Origin of the sequence: Gilliamella sp. B3817 (assembly GCF_026536705.1) — a bacterium.
Taxonomy (GTDB): Bacteria; Pseudomonadota; Gammaproteobacteria; order Enterobacterales; family Orbaceae; genus Gilliamella; species Gilliamella apicola_I.
Map to the genome: position 1 here is coordinate 1 of NZ_JAFNNV010000010.1, position 16,370 is coordinate 16,370.

At 38.1% G+C, this 16,370-nt stretch carries 10 protein-coding genes and 2 CRISPR repeat arrays; of the genes, 2 read left to right on the forward strand and 8 right to left on the reverse strand.

All coding sequences use genetic code 11. The features are described from left to right. Positions 1-579: 579 nt before the first annotated feature. A CRISPR array of direct repeats spans positions 580-1,282; the repeat unit is 29 nt; unit sequence GTGTTCCCTGTATACACAGGGATAAACCG. Between the two features lie 594 nt (positions 1,283-1,876). Beyond that, positions 1,877-2,944: direct repeats of the CRISPR family, unit length 29 nt. Positions 2,945-3,121: 177 nt separating this feature from the next. Further along, positions 3,122-5,437, reverse strand: coding sequence for a zinc/cadmium/mercury/lead-transporting ATPase (locus tag J3U36_RS10085; protein ID WP_267377755.1), 2,316 nt, complete (start codon positions 5,435-5,437; stop codon positions 3,122-3,124). Positions 5,438-5,648: 211 nt separating this feature from the next. Between J3U36_RS10085 and J3U36_RS10090 the strand changes: the two genes are divergently transcribed. Next, complete coding sequence (locus tag J3U36_RS10090) at positions 5,649-6,854, forward strand: MFS transporter (protein WP_267377759.1); 1,206 nt, start codon at positions 5,649-5,651, stop codon at positions 6,852-6,854. Positions 6,855-6,901: 47 nt separating this feature from the next. On the opposite strand, the gene surE is transcribed toward J3U36_RS10090, so the two are convergent. Next, complete coding sequence (gene surE / locus J3U36_RS10095; RefSeq protein ID WP_267377760.1) at positions 6,902-7,684, reverse strand: 5'/3'-nucleotidase SurE; 783 nt, start codon at positions 7,682-7,684, stop codon at positions 6,902-6,904. Positions 7,685-7,705: 21 nt separating this feature from the next. Beyond that, on the reverse strand, positions 7,706-8,560 hold the full coding sequence (locus tag J3U36_RS10100) for a neutral zinc metallopeptidase (protein ID WP_267377762.1): 855 nt from the start codon (positions 8,558-8,560) through the stop codon (positions 7,706-7,708). A gap of 428 nt (positions 8,561-8,988) precedes the next feature. On the opposite strand from J3U36_RS10100, the gene proP reads away from it, so the two are divergent. Beyond that, a complete protein-coding gene (proP, locus tag J3U36_RS10105; RefSeq protein ID WP_220215338.1) occupies positions 8,989-10,482 on the forward strand; it encodes a glycine betaine/L-proline transporter ProP in 1,494 nt (497 codons plus the stop codon). 349 nt (positions 10,483-10,831) lie between these two features. On the opposite strand, the gene J3U36_RS10110 is transcribed toward proP, so the two are convergent. Genes J3U36_RS10110 through J3U36_RS10130 form a run of 5 tightly spaced genes read right to left on the reverse strand, consistent with a single transcriptional unit; the run spans position 10,832 to position 16,323 of the window. Further along, a complete protein-coding gene (locus tag J3U36_RS10110) occupies positions 10,832-11,947 on the reverse strand; it encodes an ABC transporter permease (protein ID WP_267377766.1) in 1,116 nt (371 codons plus the stop codon). Between the two features lie 17 nt (positions 11,948-11,964). Then, a complete protein-coding gene (locus J3U36_RS10115) occupies positions 11,965-13,083 on the reverse strand; it encodes an ABC transporter permease (RefSeq protein WP_267377768.1) in 1,119 nt (372 codons plus the stop codon). Further along, on the reverse strand, positions 13,080-14,816 hold the full coding sequence (locus J3U36_RS10120; protein WP_267377770.1) for an ATP-binding cassette domain-containing protein: 1,737 nt from the start codon (positions 14,814-14,816) through the stop codon (positions 13,080-13,082). The genes J3U36_RS10115 and J3U36_RS10120 overlap by 4 nt, the downstream gene beginning before the upstream one ends. A gap of 5 nt (positions 14,817-14,821) precedes the next feature. After that, a complete protein-coding gene (hlyD, locus tag J3U36_RS10125) occupies positions 14,822-15,811 on the reverse strand; it encodes a secretion protein HlyD (protein WP_267377772.1) in 990 nt (329 codons plus the stop codon). Between the two features lie 17 nt (positions 15,812-15,828). Further along, positions 15,829-16,323 (reverse strand): MarR family winged helix-turn-helix transcriptional regulator, encoded by a 495-nt coding sequence (locus J3U36_RS10130; RefSeq protein WP_267377774.1) that lies wholly within the window; start codon positions 16,321-16,323, stop codon positions 15,829-15,831. Positions 16,324-16,370: the final 47 nt, after the last annotated feature.

Below are 16,370 nucleotides of genomic sequence, written 5' to 3' on the forward strand. Positions count from 1 at the left end.
CAAACAAATTCTAATTATAAATCATTAATCAAATGGTGTTGCACAAGCAATAACCGATAAAAGTCAGAATAATGAATTTATTTCTAGCTCTTTTAATCTGGGTATAATTTCTTTATGTTCGGTTTAATCATCAATTGTTAATTTTTAAACGATTGAAAATATAGCGCCCGTGCATTTAGTTGCTAAAGAACAACCTCTTCATCCATAAAATTATTGAACATACTTTTAAACACTAACTGATTATTTATCGCTTAGATTTGCTTAGTGAATTAATGCGATAGCCCATTAGTTAAGTAAAAATAAGGCGAGGGCACAAAAGGAAGATGATACATGGCAATTAGTCATGACCAATTAACGAAACAAGACAAGTCAGGCTGTAGGCAAAAATAGGCTGGTGCGCAAGAAAGTTGTAAAAAGATGAAATGCCTAAAATAGCATTTGGAAAGTAACTAACTATATGATAAATATTTAATTCTATTTTAGATAGCTAACAAAGAGATCGCCTAAAAAAACAACAAAAAAGTTGGTGGAATTTTACACTTTGCTATTTTAATTAATAAACAATAGGTTATAATTAGGGTGTTCCCTGTATACACAGGGATAAACCGCATATTCATTTACTGCAATTTTCTAAATCTATGTGTTCCCTGTATACACAGGGATAAACCGACGACCGAGGCGATCGAGACTGTTGCCAACGCGTGTTCCCTGTATACACAGGGATAAACCGCAAACACAATTCACAGTTGGAAAAGACGCGATGTGTTCCCTGTATACACAGGGATAAACCGCCCGATTATTGTGATTGTAGATGGAAATGAAAGTGTTCCCTGTATACACAGGGATAAACCGTGTTAAAAGAACCTGTTCCAGACAAGGACGTCGTGTTCCCTGTATACACAGGGATAAACCGATTTCGTTGACGCAATGATTAGTGTGCGTGATGTGTTCCCTGTATACACAGGGATAAACCGGGCATTTATTGGTTATTAGCTGGTGTATTTCGGTGTTCCCTGTATACACAGGGATAAACCGCATCGAGGTTTTTATAATCACCGCTACTTGTTGCGTGTTCCCTGTATACACAGGGATAAACCGGAATATGGAATAATAAAGAAGCACAGATTGAAGTGTTCCCTGTATACACAGGGATAAACCGCTCACAACATTACAAAATAGAAAATTGCGCCAGTGTTCCCTGTATACACAGGGATAAACCGTTAGATCAGTATGCATTACCATACATAGCGTAGTGTTCCCTGTATACACAGGGATAAACCGTGGCTAAAAGAAAATCTAAGCGAGGCTCAGGCGGTGTTCCCTATATACACGTAGGGATAAACCGAATAGAATTAAACGCCGAAATTCTTAGATGTGCGTGTTCCCTATGCACATAGGGATAAATCGTTCCCCTCAAATAGGGCTATCTTTAAAATTATCGTGTTCCTTAAATGTATAGGGATAGCCATCATTTTCAAAGATCTAAAAATTAACGCTTTGTTCAAACTCCTAATTATTTCTTCTGTTATCAAACTTCTAACTATTGTTATAACGTCAGTCTGCGAATTAATGGTTATAACATTCGGCATAAAGCCGAATAAAACAAGAAGCTAAAGGTAAGAGCAATATAAAGTCGTTCGTTAAAATCATCTAGCGAAAAAGTAACATGTTATCTTGTTCTCAAGAATTGCTCGGTGCGCAGTAAAAATTGCAAAAGAGTTTCCGTTAAAAAAACTCCATGATTGCAAGTAAGTATATGATAATTATAAAATTACATTCCTAATGTGTATTAAACTAAATCGCCTAAAAAAACAACAAAAAATCGGTGGAATTTTACACCTCCCTATTTTAATTAATAAACAATAGGTTATAATTAGTGTTCCCTATACGCATAGGGATAAACCAGACGGCGTCGCTTGTGTACCAGTTGTTAGATTAGTGTTCCCTATACGCATAGGGATAAACCGCAATGGGGTCTAACTGATGCTTCAATCTATTTGTGTTCCCTATACGCATAGGGATAAACCGAATTGTAGTCTGGATAAGGGTTTTTTCGTAGTGTGTTCCCTATACGCATAGGGATAAACCGAAATTAAATCCCATCTAAGAATTTTATAAGCTGTGTTCCCTATACGCATAGGGATAAACCGGAGTCTGATTTAATTGCGAGTGATGATCGTTCGTGTTCCCTATACGCATAGGGATAAACCAGATGTTCATATTCTTTTTTTAGCTCATCATATTGTGTTCCCTATACGCATAGGGATAAACCGTCGATTGTAACGTGTTCCACCACGTTGCGATCGTGTTCCCTATACGCATAGGGATAAACCGGCCATAGCTTTGCGTAAAAATCTAATTGCTAAAGTGTTCCCTATACGCATAGGGATAAACCGAGGATTACAGCCAAACAAAAATCGAGCAGATAGTGTTCCCTATACGCATAGGGATAAACCGACATGACGCCAATTACCCGAGGAGTGGCAGCTGTGTTCCCTATACGCATAGGGATAAACCAAATCGCACTAATTGTGTTAGCAGATAATTTGGTGTTCCCTATACACATAGGGATAAACCGCTTTCACGCCCTGTGAACGATAAATACCCGCCGTGTTCCCTATACACATAGGGATAAACCGACCGTGCTCATCAATTAACTCGTTAATTGCTGGTGTTCCCTATACACATAGGGATAAACCGTTACTGGAATACATGAATTTGCCAATTATTTAGTGTTCCCTATACACATAGGGATAAACCGGAGTAAATAACTAATGGAAATTAAAAGTACTAGTGTTCCCTAAACACATAGGGATAAACCGTAATTGCGTTTACAATCACCGCTAGAGGTGCAGTGTTCCCTATACACATAGGGATAAACCGGGCTCGGACGCCGGCGCGTGGTCGGGATTACAGTGTTCCCTATACACATAGGGATAAACTGTTCGCATGCGAACAAATATGGATAATCGGTAAGGTTTCCTTTATTCTTAAATAGTTCCAAGCAGGCATTTTGTGAAAATCCCTGCTTGGTGGGCGTAGATAGATGCCATATGGTTTTAAAACGTCTAAAAACTCATTTTTTGACAATGGCGTTTCTGCAACTTGTCGTTTATAATCCTTATTTTTTAAGTTTAAGCAATCTTAATGCATTGGCTGTGACAATCGCTGTTGTTCCCGAATCTGCTAATACGGCGAGCCAAAGTCCTGTAATACCAAAAAGGCTAGTAATTAAAAATATCAACTTAATGCCTAAAGCAATTGTAATATTCTGTTTGATATTACGGTTAGCAAAGCGCGTTAAACGTATCAATTTTGGTAAACTCAATAAACTATTTTTGGTTAAAGCCGAATCGGCTGTTTCGAGTGCGACATCTGTTCCGCTACCCATTGCAATACCTACAGTAGCGGCTTTCATGGCAGGGGAGTCATTAATACCATCGCCAACCATGGCAATAGCGGTTGTGGTTCTTATTTTTTCAATTTCATTTAATTTATCGGCCGGTAAAAGTTCCGCTCGGTAATCAATATTGAGTCGTTGGGCAATAGCTTTGGCTGCTCGTTCATTATCGCCTGTTAACATCAAGGTTTTTAAGCCTAATTGATGAAGTTGATTGAGTGCACTGACCGCATCTTGGCGAAGTACATCTTGCAAAGCAATGATACCCAGTAATTTTTGATGAGATACCACAACGACAACCGTTTTCCCTTCAGTTTCTAGCTGTTGTATAAGCTGTGTATCTTCTTTTGTTAATTGGGTTGAAAGGGTATCGAGCCTATTCGGAGCTACAACGTAAAAAGTCTCTTGATTGATATCCCCTTGAATACCGACCCCAGCAATCGCTTTACGATTATTGGCTTCAGTAAAAACAATCTTATTTTGTTTAGCATAGTCAAGGATAGCTTTGGCTAACGGATGATGTGAGCCACTTTCCACCGCAGCAACAACAGTTAACAAGTGTTCGGTTGTGATGTCACGATTGATAACATCGGTAACTTGAGGTTTGCCTTCGGTCAGGGTTCCGGTTTTATCAAAAGCAATCATTTTGATTGAACCTATATGTTCTAGGGCTGCACCGCCTTTAATTAAAACACCATATTTAGCCGCACTCGATAACGCAGAAGTAATAACAGCCGGTGTTGAAATCACTAACGCACATGGACAACCTATTAGTAATAACGTTAATCCACGATAAATCCATGTGTACCAATCAGTCTGAATCAATAGAGGCGGAATAACCATTACTAATAGCGATAATAGGGCAATAGCAGGGGTATAATAGCGACTAAATCGATCAATAAATCGCTCTATCGGTGCTTTGCGTTCTTCAGCATCTTCAATAAGTTGTAAAATACGGTCAACAGCGTTTTGTCCTGTTTCTGAGACAACTTTTAATTGAATGGTGTTATCTACTACTAGTGAGCCAGCTAAAATTTTATCACCATATAAATAGTTGACTGGAATCGATTCCCCTGTTAGTGCGCTTTCATCAATGCTGGCTTGCTCACTGATTAAGATCACATCTGCCGGTAATCGACCGCCTGATGATATTTCGATAATATCGTCCGGTTTAAGACTGTGACTTGCCACCGTTTTTCGATTTCCGTCAACAACAATCACGGTTTCTTCTGGCATTAATTCAACCAGTGAGGAAATCCCTTTTTTAGCTTTATTGCTGGCAATCCCTTCAAGCATTTCGCCAATCATAAACAAAAAAATCACCATGGTGGCTTCTTCTGCGGCACCGATAAATAGCGCACCAATAGCCGAAATACTCATTAGCGTTTCAATGGCAAAAGGAGTGCCGCTACGGGTTAATGTGATGGCTTCTTTGGCTATTGGAATGATGCCAATAATAGCCGTAACAATGAAGGCATACTTACCTATATCATGATTGATTAACAGGATGATATAACTTATTACAATTAAGATACCCAGCGTCACTAAAGGCAGTAGCGCTTTTTTATCCAAACTGTGTGAATGCTCATGATGATGATGTGGCGAAGATTCAAAAATAGGGGTATAACCTAATTCAACCACTTTATCTTCAATGAGTTTGATAATTTCTTTATTTTTGTTGGGCACAAATACCATGAGTTTTCCAGTTGAAAACGTCATTTTTATTTGATTGATATCGGGTAACGTTTTGATTCCATTTTCAATTTTTTGGGCGCAATGCGCACAATCCATGCCTTGAATTTTCCATGTTAATTTGACAGTTGGGCTTTGCTGGTCAGGTTCATCGGGTGGAGGATCAAGATCATTGGTTTGCGTTTCAATATGATCATGATTTTCACGTCCCAGATTGGATTGATGGTTTTTATTAATATTACGGGCATGAAGTGAATTATGTGCATGATTATGTGTGATGTTTTGGCAGCTATCATGGCAGTGATGATCAGCGTGCTGATGAGTGGATTTGTTATTATATAACATAACGTTACCTCGGCTAGTTGATGATTTTTATTGTACGCTTGTATCATTAAAAATAAATCATTTTTTTAATGATATTTGTCAAGGTTTGGTTTGTATTAATTAAAAAGGATTGAAAACAAGTCATGCGGGATTAAACCCGTATGCTTAACATGTTTTTTGTTATGCTTATTTTCAGTATATAATTATTTCATTCTATATACAGGAAATCACTATGCCGAGTACTTCATCTTTTCGACAATTAAAAGGGGTAATTTTTACTGCTTTTCTTGTTACTACTTTCATTATCGGAATCGCAGGCGCTTTACAATCTCCGACATTAAGTCGTTTTTTAACTGATGAAGTCAATGTTGATCCCATTCTTGTCGGTCTTTTTTATTCAGTCAACGCGATTGCCAGTATTGTGGGGAGTTTCTTATTGGCGAAATATTCGGATAAAAAAGGGGACAGACGACTCATTGTCATATTCTGTTGTTTAATGGGGGTTTTCAATAGTCTGGTTTTTGCCTTTTCTCGGCACTATGTCTTTTTGATTACGTTGGGCGTGTTATTTGCGGCATTATCCTCAGCGGCAATGCCACAAATTTTTGCGTTAGCACGAGAGTATGCGGTTAAAACGGGTCGTAATGTTGTGGCATTTAACTCACTTATTCGAGCTCAACTTTCATTGGCTTGGGTTATTGGTCCACCTTTGTCATTTACTCTAGCGATTGAGTATGGTTTTACTACCATGTATCTAAGTGCAATGGGGATGTTTTTTGTTGCGATGATCTTTGTTGCCATTTTTTTGCCTTCAGTCGAAAAAAATCCGGCTACACAGCAAACTCAAGCTATGAATCAGCAGGAGATAAATCAACCGTTATTCCAAAATAAAAATGTGGTTTTTTTATTTTTATCAACCGTATTTATGTGGACGGCGAATATGATGTATATCATCGATATGCCATTATATATAAAATCGAGTTTACATCTGTCGGATTCCTTGCCGGGTCAGTTAATGGGACTTGCTGCAGGAATCGAAATTCCGGTTATGCTAATTGCCGGTTTTTTAGTACCTTATTTAGGAAAACGTAATCTATTTTTTATTGCAATTGGCTGTGGTGTTCTGTTTTATATTGGCATCATCCTGTTCAAAAATGAAGTAGCACTATTTTCATTGCAAATTTTTAATGCACTTTTCATCGGTATTGTGGCGAATATTGGAATTATCTATTTCCAAGATCTTCTTCCTACCCGAATGGGCGTTGCTTCAACGCTTTTTAATAATGGTATAACGTGTAGCGTTATCATTGCCGGTCTGATTCAAGGTTTCGTCTCTAAAGCATTTGGACATGAAATGATATATTGGATCGCTTTAATTATGGTGACGGTTTCTTTCCTGTTTTGTGCTTTTGTTAACGAATCAAAATCAAATCCTTAATAGTCTTTGTACGTCTTTCGATATAGGAAAGACGTACGCATTAAGCATTAGTCAAAATTTAACGCATTTTGCAATGTGTTAAGACTAGGATAATGTGTTCTTTCATAACTCATAGGCGTGATTGCAACGTAGCCACTGTTTGCTATATCCAGTTCTTTGTCTTCATGGCAAGCGGTTTGATTTCGTTTAGCTCTGAACCAAAAATAGTCATGTCCTTCTGGATCTTTAGTCGGGGTGAGTATCAGTTCGCTTACATCCGGTTCCCCTTGTTTGGTGAGTTTATATCCTTTTATTTGATCAGCATTACAATCTGGAAAATTGACATTAAAACAGATGTTCTTAGGCATTGATAACCCATGCAATTTTCGAATGACGTTTTCAGCATGGTGAATGGCACAATGCCAATTTGTCGGTTGATTATCTTCACTGCTCACTTGGCTTAATGCCATTGCCGGTACGCCAAGGGTCATCGCCATTATGGCTGCCCCAACGGTACCCGATAAAATCGTTTCAAAGCCAACATTAGACCCATTATTAATACCGGATAAGACTAAATCAGGTAATTGGTCTGTCATTAGATGTTTTAATGCAAATAACATGCAATCTGCTGGCGTACCATAAACGGCGTATTCGGTATGAGAACGTTTAGAGACTCTGAATGGGGCTTTTAAACTGACGGAACAAGAAACGCCGCTTTGATCTATAATTGGCGCCACTACCCAAACTTCATGAGCCAGTTTTTCCGCCACATTTTTTAATATTTTGATACCTTGGGCATCGATGCCGTCATCATTCACTAATAAAATACGATTCACTAATTTGACATCCATTTTGTTTCCTTATATTGTTCGTTACTCAGTAAAAGTGTCACATTGTTCAATTGAACCACTATCAAACCCTCTTTTAAACCAAGCGTAACGTTGTTTCGACGTGCCATGAGTAAAACTATCGGGTACTACATAGCCATCACGTTGTCGTTGTAGGCGATCATCACCAATGGCTTCGGTTGTGTTCAGTGCTTGCTCGATATCACCAACTTCAAGTAAGTTCTGTTTTTGAACTGCATTTCCCCATAACCCTGCATAGCAATCGGCTTGCAATTCTAATCTTACTGATAATTGATTATCGCTAACATCGGAATATTGTTTAAATTGTTTTAGTTGATTAAATGTGCCGAGTAGATTTTGCACATGGTGACCGATTTCATGGGCAATGACATAACCTTGCGCAAAATCACCGCCACCGCCTAGTCGCTGTTTCATCTCTTGATAGAAAGAAGTGTCCAGATAAACCGTTTGATCAATACTGCAATAAAACGGTCCCATAAAGGTTTGACCGGTACCGCAAGAGGTTTGCGTTGAACCTGTATAAAGAACTAATTTGGGTGGGATATAAGTTTTGCCGAGACGTTTAAATTCCTGGCTCCAATAATCTTCGGTGCTGGCTAAAATGACCGACGTAAATTTCGCTGCTTGCGGATCATCAATCGCATACTCAGCGCTGTTTTGTGGAGTGCTATTAAGATCAATAACATCAGAATTGAGTAAACCCGTTAAATCAACGCCATAATAGCCGGCGATTAAAACAACAATGAATAGAACAACTCTACCTTTACCACCAATAGGAATTCGCGTTCCTAATTCACTTCCTGATTGTGAGCGGCGATCTTCAATATTATCACTCTCTCTTTGGTCTCTCCAGCGCATAGGAATTACCTCATCAGTTTTAGTAACGTCATTTTAAAGGATTATTTCATGGGATACTAGGTAAAGTTAAATTTGTTACAGGTGAACGATTTAGAAAAGAGTAGAACAGCTATTTTAAAAAAATTTAACCAGAATTGTGTCGAATATATTGACGTGAAACTTTCAACTATCAGATTGGTTGTAATTTTACAACCTGATCTTATGTTGCTATAATTAAAGCCTATTTTTTGTCAAACTAAACGTAATTATCAAACTTAATTGATTGATAGTAATAACGATAAATCGTTTAATTCTTTTTCTGTTCCTTGTATATCTTCAAAATTTAAGTAATCAATAAACCATTTGTTGTCACTAAAGCACTATAGCAAGTCTTTATCAAAATTGTATTCAACTTATTCCATAATTTGCATGAAAATAGGCGGTTTTTTATGAAGAAGGCAAAAAAGTCAATTACAAAACCTTTGAATATTAATGATATTACCATTATTGATGATAGTAAGCTTAAAAAAGCCATTACGGCTGCTGCACTCGGTAATGCGATGGAGTGGTTTGATTTTGGTGTTTATGGTTTCTTAGCCTATATATTAGGGCAGGTGTTCTTTTCAAATGCATCGCCCAGTGTTCAAGTTGTCGCTGCGTTAGCCACTTTTTCAGTCCCTTTTTTAGTGCGTCCATTGGGCGGTGTGGTGTTTGGTTTATTAGGTGACAAATTAGGACGGCAAAAGGTGCTGTCTATGACAATTGTGATTATGTCGTTAAGTACCTTTTGTATTGGCTTAATTCCTTCTTATGCAACTATTGGGATTACCGCACCAATCTTATTGTTACTGGCAAAATTAGCACAAGGATTTTCAATTGGTGGTGAATATTCTGGAGCGGCAACCTTTGTGGCTGAATATTCGCCTGATCGTAAACGAGGATTTATGGGGAGTTGGCTGGATTTTGGGTCAATTGCAGGCTTTTTAATTGGGGCAGGGTTGGTTGTCATTTTATCTACTTTATTAGGTGATGCCAAATTTCGAGATTGGGGATGGCGTATCCCGTTCTTTTTTGCGTTACCTTTAGGGGTAATTGGTCTGTATTTGCGTCATGCGCTTGAGGAAACGCCCACTTTTCAGCAACAATCTGAGTCTAATGAACAACGGTCTGAAAAACCAACTAAAATTACGTTAAAACAGATTTTAACCCAATATTGGAAGAGTTTTATGGTCTGCGTGGGCTTAGTGATCGTGACCAATGTTACCTATTATATGTTGCTGACGTATATGCCAAGTTATTTATCGCACGATTTAAATTATCATTCCGATCATGGTGTATTACTGATTATTGCGATAATGATTGGTATGCTATTTGTTCAACCTATGATTGGCTTAATAAGTGATAAAATTGGGCGAAAACCCTTTATTATTGGCGGTAGTGTGGGGTTACTTATTCTTGCTTATCCGGCCTTTATGATGATTAATAGTGATAATATTGGTTTAATCTTTTTGGGATTACTAATACTTGCCATTCTACTTAATTGCTTTACAGGTGTGATGGCATCTATTTTACCCGCTATTTTTCCTACCAATATCCGGTTTAGTGCGTTAGCTATCGCTTTTAATATCTCGGTATTAATTGCCGGAGCAACCCCAACAGTGGCAGCTTGGCTTGTCGAAGAAACCAATAACTTATATATGCCTGCATACTATTTGATGGTTGTAGCAATTGTTGGATTAGTCACTGGTTTAAAAATGCGAGAAACCGCAAATCAACCATTAAGAGGCGCCACACCAGCCGCTTCAAATCGTCGAGAAGCAAAAGAAATTTTATCGGATCATTTTGATTCAATTGAACAAAAAGTTGAAGATATTGACGAACAAATCGAGAATCTGCAAGAACAGCGTCAAGATTTGGTGGATCAGCATCCTAAACTAGATTAACGACGATAAACATTCGGATGTCAATCAGACTTTTTAAATAAGTGGTTTTGCTAATATTGAACACGCTCAAATCAAGAGAGGATAAGATAATCTTCTCTTGATGCGCTCATCTTCCCAAAAATTGAAAATTGTTGTTGACGATTTTACAAGTGATAATTGTCAAAGTCCCATTGCCAAGTATTGTAAGTGTTTATTTGCTTTGGGTTTGGTGGATACTTGCCGATTGTGGTCGTTCAATTCTCTTACTGAAAGTTTATTAAAAAGGAATTGTCATGATTGGATTGTAAACCCAAAAAATTAAACAGAATTTGATTTAAACATATAAGGTTGAGTGAGGCTCTCTTTAAATTCACATATATTTTTTAAATAAATAATAAGCCATACCGCCTAATAGTATGGTGATTGCATAGAGCTTCCATAGACTTTGCCAGATGATTGAAAAATTGACGTTTTTTAAATAAATCTGTTTAGTCAATTCGATAAAGTGACGCACTGGATTGATTTCAGTTAAATACTGTAAGCAGAGTGGCATGTTTTCGATTGGCGCAATAAAACCAGATAGTAAAATAGCAGGCACCATAAAGGTAATAATACCGATAAAGGCCTGTTGTTGAGTTGAGCAAAGTGCTGATATAAATAATCCAAATCCCACTAAAGAGAGTCCGTAACTCATCATACAGAGATAGTACCAAATAAACGAACCTTGAAACGGGATTTGATAAATAAAAATACTGGCAATAAGTACTATTGTTCCTTGTAATGTTGCCACAATGATTGCCGGTATCGCTTTACCAATAAAAATTTGCCATGTCATTAAAGGTGAAATACGTAGTTGGTCAAGCGTACCTTGTTCACGTTCTCTCGCTACTGATAACGAGGTTACGATCATAACGCCAATGGTGGTAATAAGTGCAACCAGCGAAGGTAAGATAAAATGTTTATAGTCTAAATTACTGTTATAACGGTGACGAACGATTAATCCGCCCTTATCTTGATTCATATTTTGTTGCTGATATTGCATAATAATTTGTTGAATATAGTTAGCGGCAATTTGGGCACTATTCGATTTACGACCGTCTAAAATTATTTGGATTTGTGGCGATTGTCCATTCAGTAACTTGCGAGAAAAATCAGCAGGAAATTGAACAACCACCAAGGCTTTTTGATGATTAATCGTGTCAGTAATGGCTTGCTGTGAATCTAATATCAATACGTTTGAAAAACTGCTGGCATGGGCTATACGATGGATTAACTCCGTCGTCGGTTTATCAATCGTGGGGTGATAAACGGCAATGGTCGCATTATTGACATTCAAGGTCGCAGCAAAGGGAAAGATAAAAATTTGTAGCAATACTGGCACGATTAAGATAATGCGTGTCTGTTTGTCTTGCCAAAGTAGGGCTAACTCCTTTTTGATTAGAGTTAATGTGCGGTAAAAGGCGATAGTGTTGAAAAATTTTAACATAGTATTACTCCTTTACCTTAATCTAATTGCATTCGGGTTTTTTTGGAAATCACCACAAATAACAGCAATAAACACATCAGTAAAAAGCCTGCATTAATTAGCATGACTGAAAAAATATCGCCCGCTAAAAAGAGGGTTTGTAGAATATTGACATAGTAACGTGCAGGAATGATATAAGTAACCAGTTGAATGATAGCAGGCATACTATTGATTTCAAATACAAAACCTGACAGCATAACCGCAGGTAAATAGGCCGCGTTTAACGCTATCATTGCGGCATTAAATTGATTCCGCGTAAGCGTGGATATTAATAAGCCAAGTTGCAAAATCACCAATAAAAATAGACTGCTGAGTAGTAACAATAACGTAAAGGATCCACGAAAAGGGACATGCATAATGCCTACGGTGACAATAAAACAGATAATTAAGGCTATTAAACCGATTAAGTAATAGGGAATCAATTTAGATAATAAGAACTCCAACTTGGTCATCGGGGTAGAGAGCAATGCTTCCATTGTGCCACGTTCCCATTCTCGAGCTATGACTAACGACGTCAATATCGAGCCAATTATCGTCATAATAATGGTTATTGCACCGGGCAAAATAAAATTTTTGCTGATTGCTGCGGAGTTAAACCAAACGTGCGAAGTCATGTCAATCATTGGTTGACTACTCATTAATTGTTGTTGACTGCGCTGCTGTAACCAGATTTGCCACACGCCGGTTAAATAACCTTGTACAAAATTAGCGGTATTCGGCTCACTTCCATCGGTAATTAACTGAATAGTAGCCTGTCGATTTTGCACTTGTTGAGCAAAATTAACTGGAATGATAAGCATACCTCGAATTTCGCCAGCATTTAATTTTGCCGATAATGCTGAACGATTATCCAGATATATGGGTTCAATATAAGGGGAACCATTTAATACTTGGACAAAATCATGGGCAGGTTGACTTTTTTGTTCAACTAATACCCCAACACGGATTTTATTGGAATCTAAACTAATACCATAGCCAAATAAGAAGAGTAATATTAATGGAATAATAATTGACATAATCCAACTGCTCGGGTCACGAATAATCTGTTTCATCTCTTTTTTACACAGGGTTAATGTTCGAGAGAGTGAAAATATCATTTTGTTGCCCCTGAGTTAGCGTCGTTCACCAATTTAATAAAGGCTTGCTCCATGGTGGCGTTGCTTGCGACCGATTGTTTAAGTTGGTTGGGGGAGCCTAAAGCAATCAACTTACCTCCATTAATTAAAGCAATACGATCACAATATTCGGCTTCGTCCATAAAGTGAGTGGTGACCATGACCGTAACCCCTTTTTCGACTAAACTGTTGATATGGATCCAGAACTCACGACGAGTGATAGGATCGACGCCAGATGTCGGTTCATCAAGAAACACAATATCGGGTTTATGCATTAATGCACAGGCTAAAGCTAATCGTTGTTTGAATCCTAAGGGGAGTGATTCTGGTGTTTTGTCTAAAATCGGCTCAAAATTAAATGCGGTTATCATCTCATCCATGCGCAGTGTTTGTTCACTGCCCATTAAGCCATAGATGCCCGAAAAGAAGTTTAAATTTTGCCGTACGGTTAATTTGTCGTATAAAGAAAACCGTTGAGCCATATAGCCAATGCGCTCTCGCACTTGAGTAACACTTTTTTTGAGGTCAAATCCCAATACTAATGCCTGCCCACTACTAATCGGTAATAAACCGCACATCATTTTAAATGTAGTGGATTTGCCGGCGCCATTGGGCCCTAATAAACCAAATATTTCACCACGCTTTATGGCAAAATTAACATGATCCGTTGCAATAAAATGACCAAAAGTTCGGGTAAGATCTTTTGCTTCTATGACAATATCGTTTAGCAGACCGGCAACCTGCGGCATAATTTTAGTTAATATTGATTCTTTTTGAGTTATTCCGCCTAATCGATCAATAAACGCATCTTCAAACCGTCCTAAGGTAGGTTGATAAGTGATGTTAAGTGTCCCAAGTTTTGCTATGACTTGTTCAATGGCGTGATTCGGCTTGAGTATTAAGCGAATACGATCACCTTCAATCACGCCGTCGCTGACTTCAGGGAGTTTTAAGGCCGTTTGTAATAACCGACGATGTGAAATTGGCGAAGTGAGCAGGTAAACTCGATCTTTGACACGTTCAGTTAAACATGAGGGTTGACCTTGAAAGAGTAATTCACCTTGATTCATCAGTAAAATTGTTTCACATTGCTCGGCTTCATCAAGATAAGAGGTGCTCCAGATAATTAACATCCCTTCTTTGGCTAGTTGATGAACCATGTGCCAAAGTTCTTGGCGTGAAATAGGATCCACGCCAACACCTGGCTCATCAAGTAATAATATTTGTGGATCGCCAAGCAAAGTACATGCTAACCCCAACTTTTGCTTCATTCCCCCCGATAACTTGCCCGCCAAACGTTGGGTAAATTTAGTTAAATCGGTGAATTTTAGGAGTTTGGCAAAAATTTGTTGACGTTCTTCTTGTTTGATATGTCGCAGATCAGCAAATAAATTAAGGTTTTCAATAACCGTCAAATCCTCGTAAAGACCAAACTTTTGAGGCATATAGCCTAAAATTGCGCGCAATTGATCCCGATCTTCAGTCGGATTATATTGCGCAACATTAATTTGACCTGCACTTGGCGAAAGCAAGCCTGCCAGCATACGCAATAGTGTTGTTTTCCCTGCACCGTCAGGGCCAACCAATCCTGTCACACCCTGTGCAAAAATTGTTGTCGATAAAGGTTTTAGTGCGACAGTGACTTGCTGATTTTTTTGCTTAAACACTTTGGTCACATGAGTGAGTTTGATTTGCTGGCGATTTTGTTTAGTCATAGCGATTATTCTGCAAATTTAATCGTTACCGGCATGCCTTGGCGCAACATATCATCCGCTTGACCGTCACCAGTTTGACGTATTTGAATACGTAAGCGGTAAACTAAATCTGTACGTAATACAGGGGTTTCGACGGTTTTAGGTGTAAATTCGGCCGTAGGCGATACAAAACCAATCTGTCCAATATAAGGTTTATCTGGCTGTGAATCGGTATAAACATAGACAGTTCTACCCGGAATGGCTTGATGTAAATTGACCTCGTCAATATAAGCACGTACCCAGACAGGTCTATCTATAGATATAGCATAAATAGGGGTTCCTGCGGTTAACATTGTGCCAGATTCTACTGCTCGAGTTAAAATGGTGCCGTCGGTTGGTGCATAAAGTTCGGTATCCGATAAGTTAAGTTCCGCTTGGTCTAACTCGGCTTTAGCCGCTTGCACGGTGGCTTGTGCAGCTTCAATTTCTTCTTTTCGGTAACCATTAGTAAGTTGATCAAGTTTTTGCTTTGCTGTTTGTAAATTAGCGTTAGCTTGATTACGTAAGGTTAAACTGTTTTCAAGTTGATCTTTAGAAATGGATGATGATTTCATCAATTTGACCATGCGCTGATAGTTATTCTCAGCATAATCATAACTCGCTTGGTACTGTAAAACTTGTGCTGCTGCTTGGGCAACTTCTTCTTTACGATATCCGGTTATCATTAAATCAAGTTGCGCCTGCTTTACCATTAGATTCGCTTTCGCTTTATTTAAAGCGATTTGATAAGGTTTTGCATCCAGTTTAGCCAATAGATCGCCTTGTTTAATCGAATCTCCTTCTTCGTGATTTAATTGTATTAAGCGTCCTGATACACGAAAGCTACTGTTTACCGTTCGGATATCCACATTACCATATAAAATCAGCGATGAAGGACTTTTATACATGAACCAAATCGCCCAAATTACTGCAATAATAATTAATATTAATAGGGCGATAAGCCCTTTTTGTTTCATGGATATTCTCATTTAGTTTACTCGGCAAGATGTTTTAAAAGTTTAGATAAGATTGTGCGTAACTGTTGACGTTCTTCTTGGGTAATAACTTGCCAAGCTTGAACCACTTTTTTTTCAATGGGCGGTATTTCATATTGAAAAAAATTGATGCCTTTTTTGGTTAAAATTAAGCAATGTGAGCGACGATCATGCGGATCAGCTTGGCGGGCGACTAAGTCATTTCCCACCAGTGTATCAACAAAACGGGTAACTTGTACGCGAGTAAAATTGGTTAATTCACTGATTTTCGATGGTTTTACCCCTTCAGGGTGAAAGGCGTTAATCACTAATAAAACCGCAGATAATTTATCATCTAATTGATAATGTCGGTAGGTTTGATTCAAATTTTCTAATAGTGCTTCGGTACTAAATTGCAATAAGCGACTTAAAAAAATCTCGTCATAGTTTGAAGAGAGTCCACGAGCTTTAAATTTTTCAATCAGTTTTTCAACGGTTGCTATCGGGATTGCCATCACATCACCTTATTTAGATAATTTCATTTGAAACTATATCAAATGAA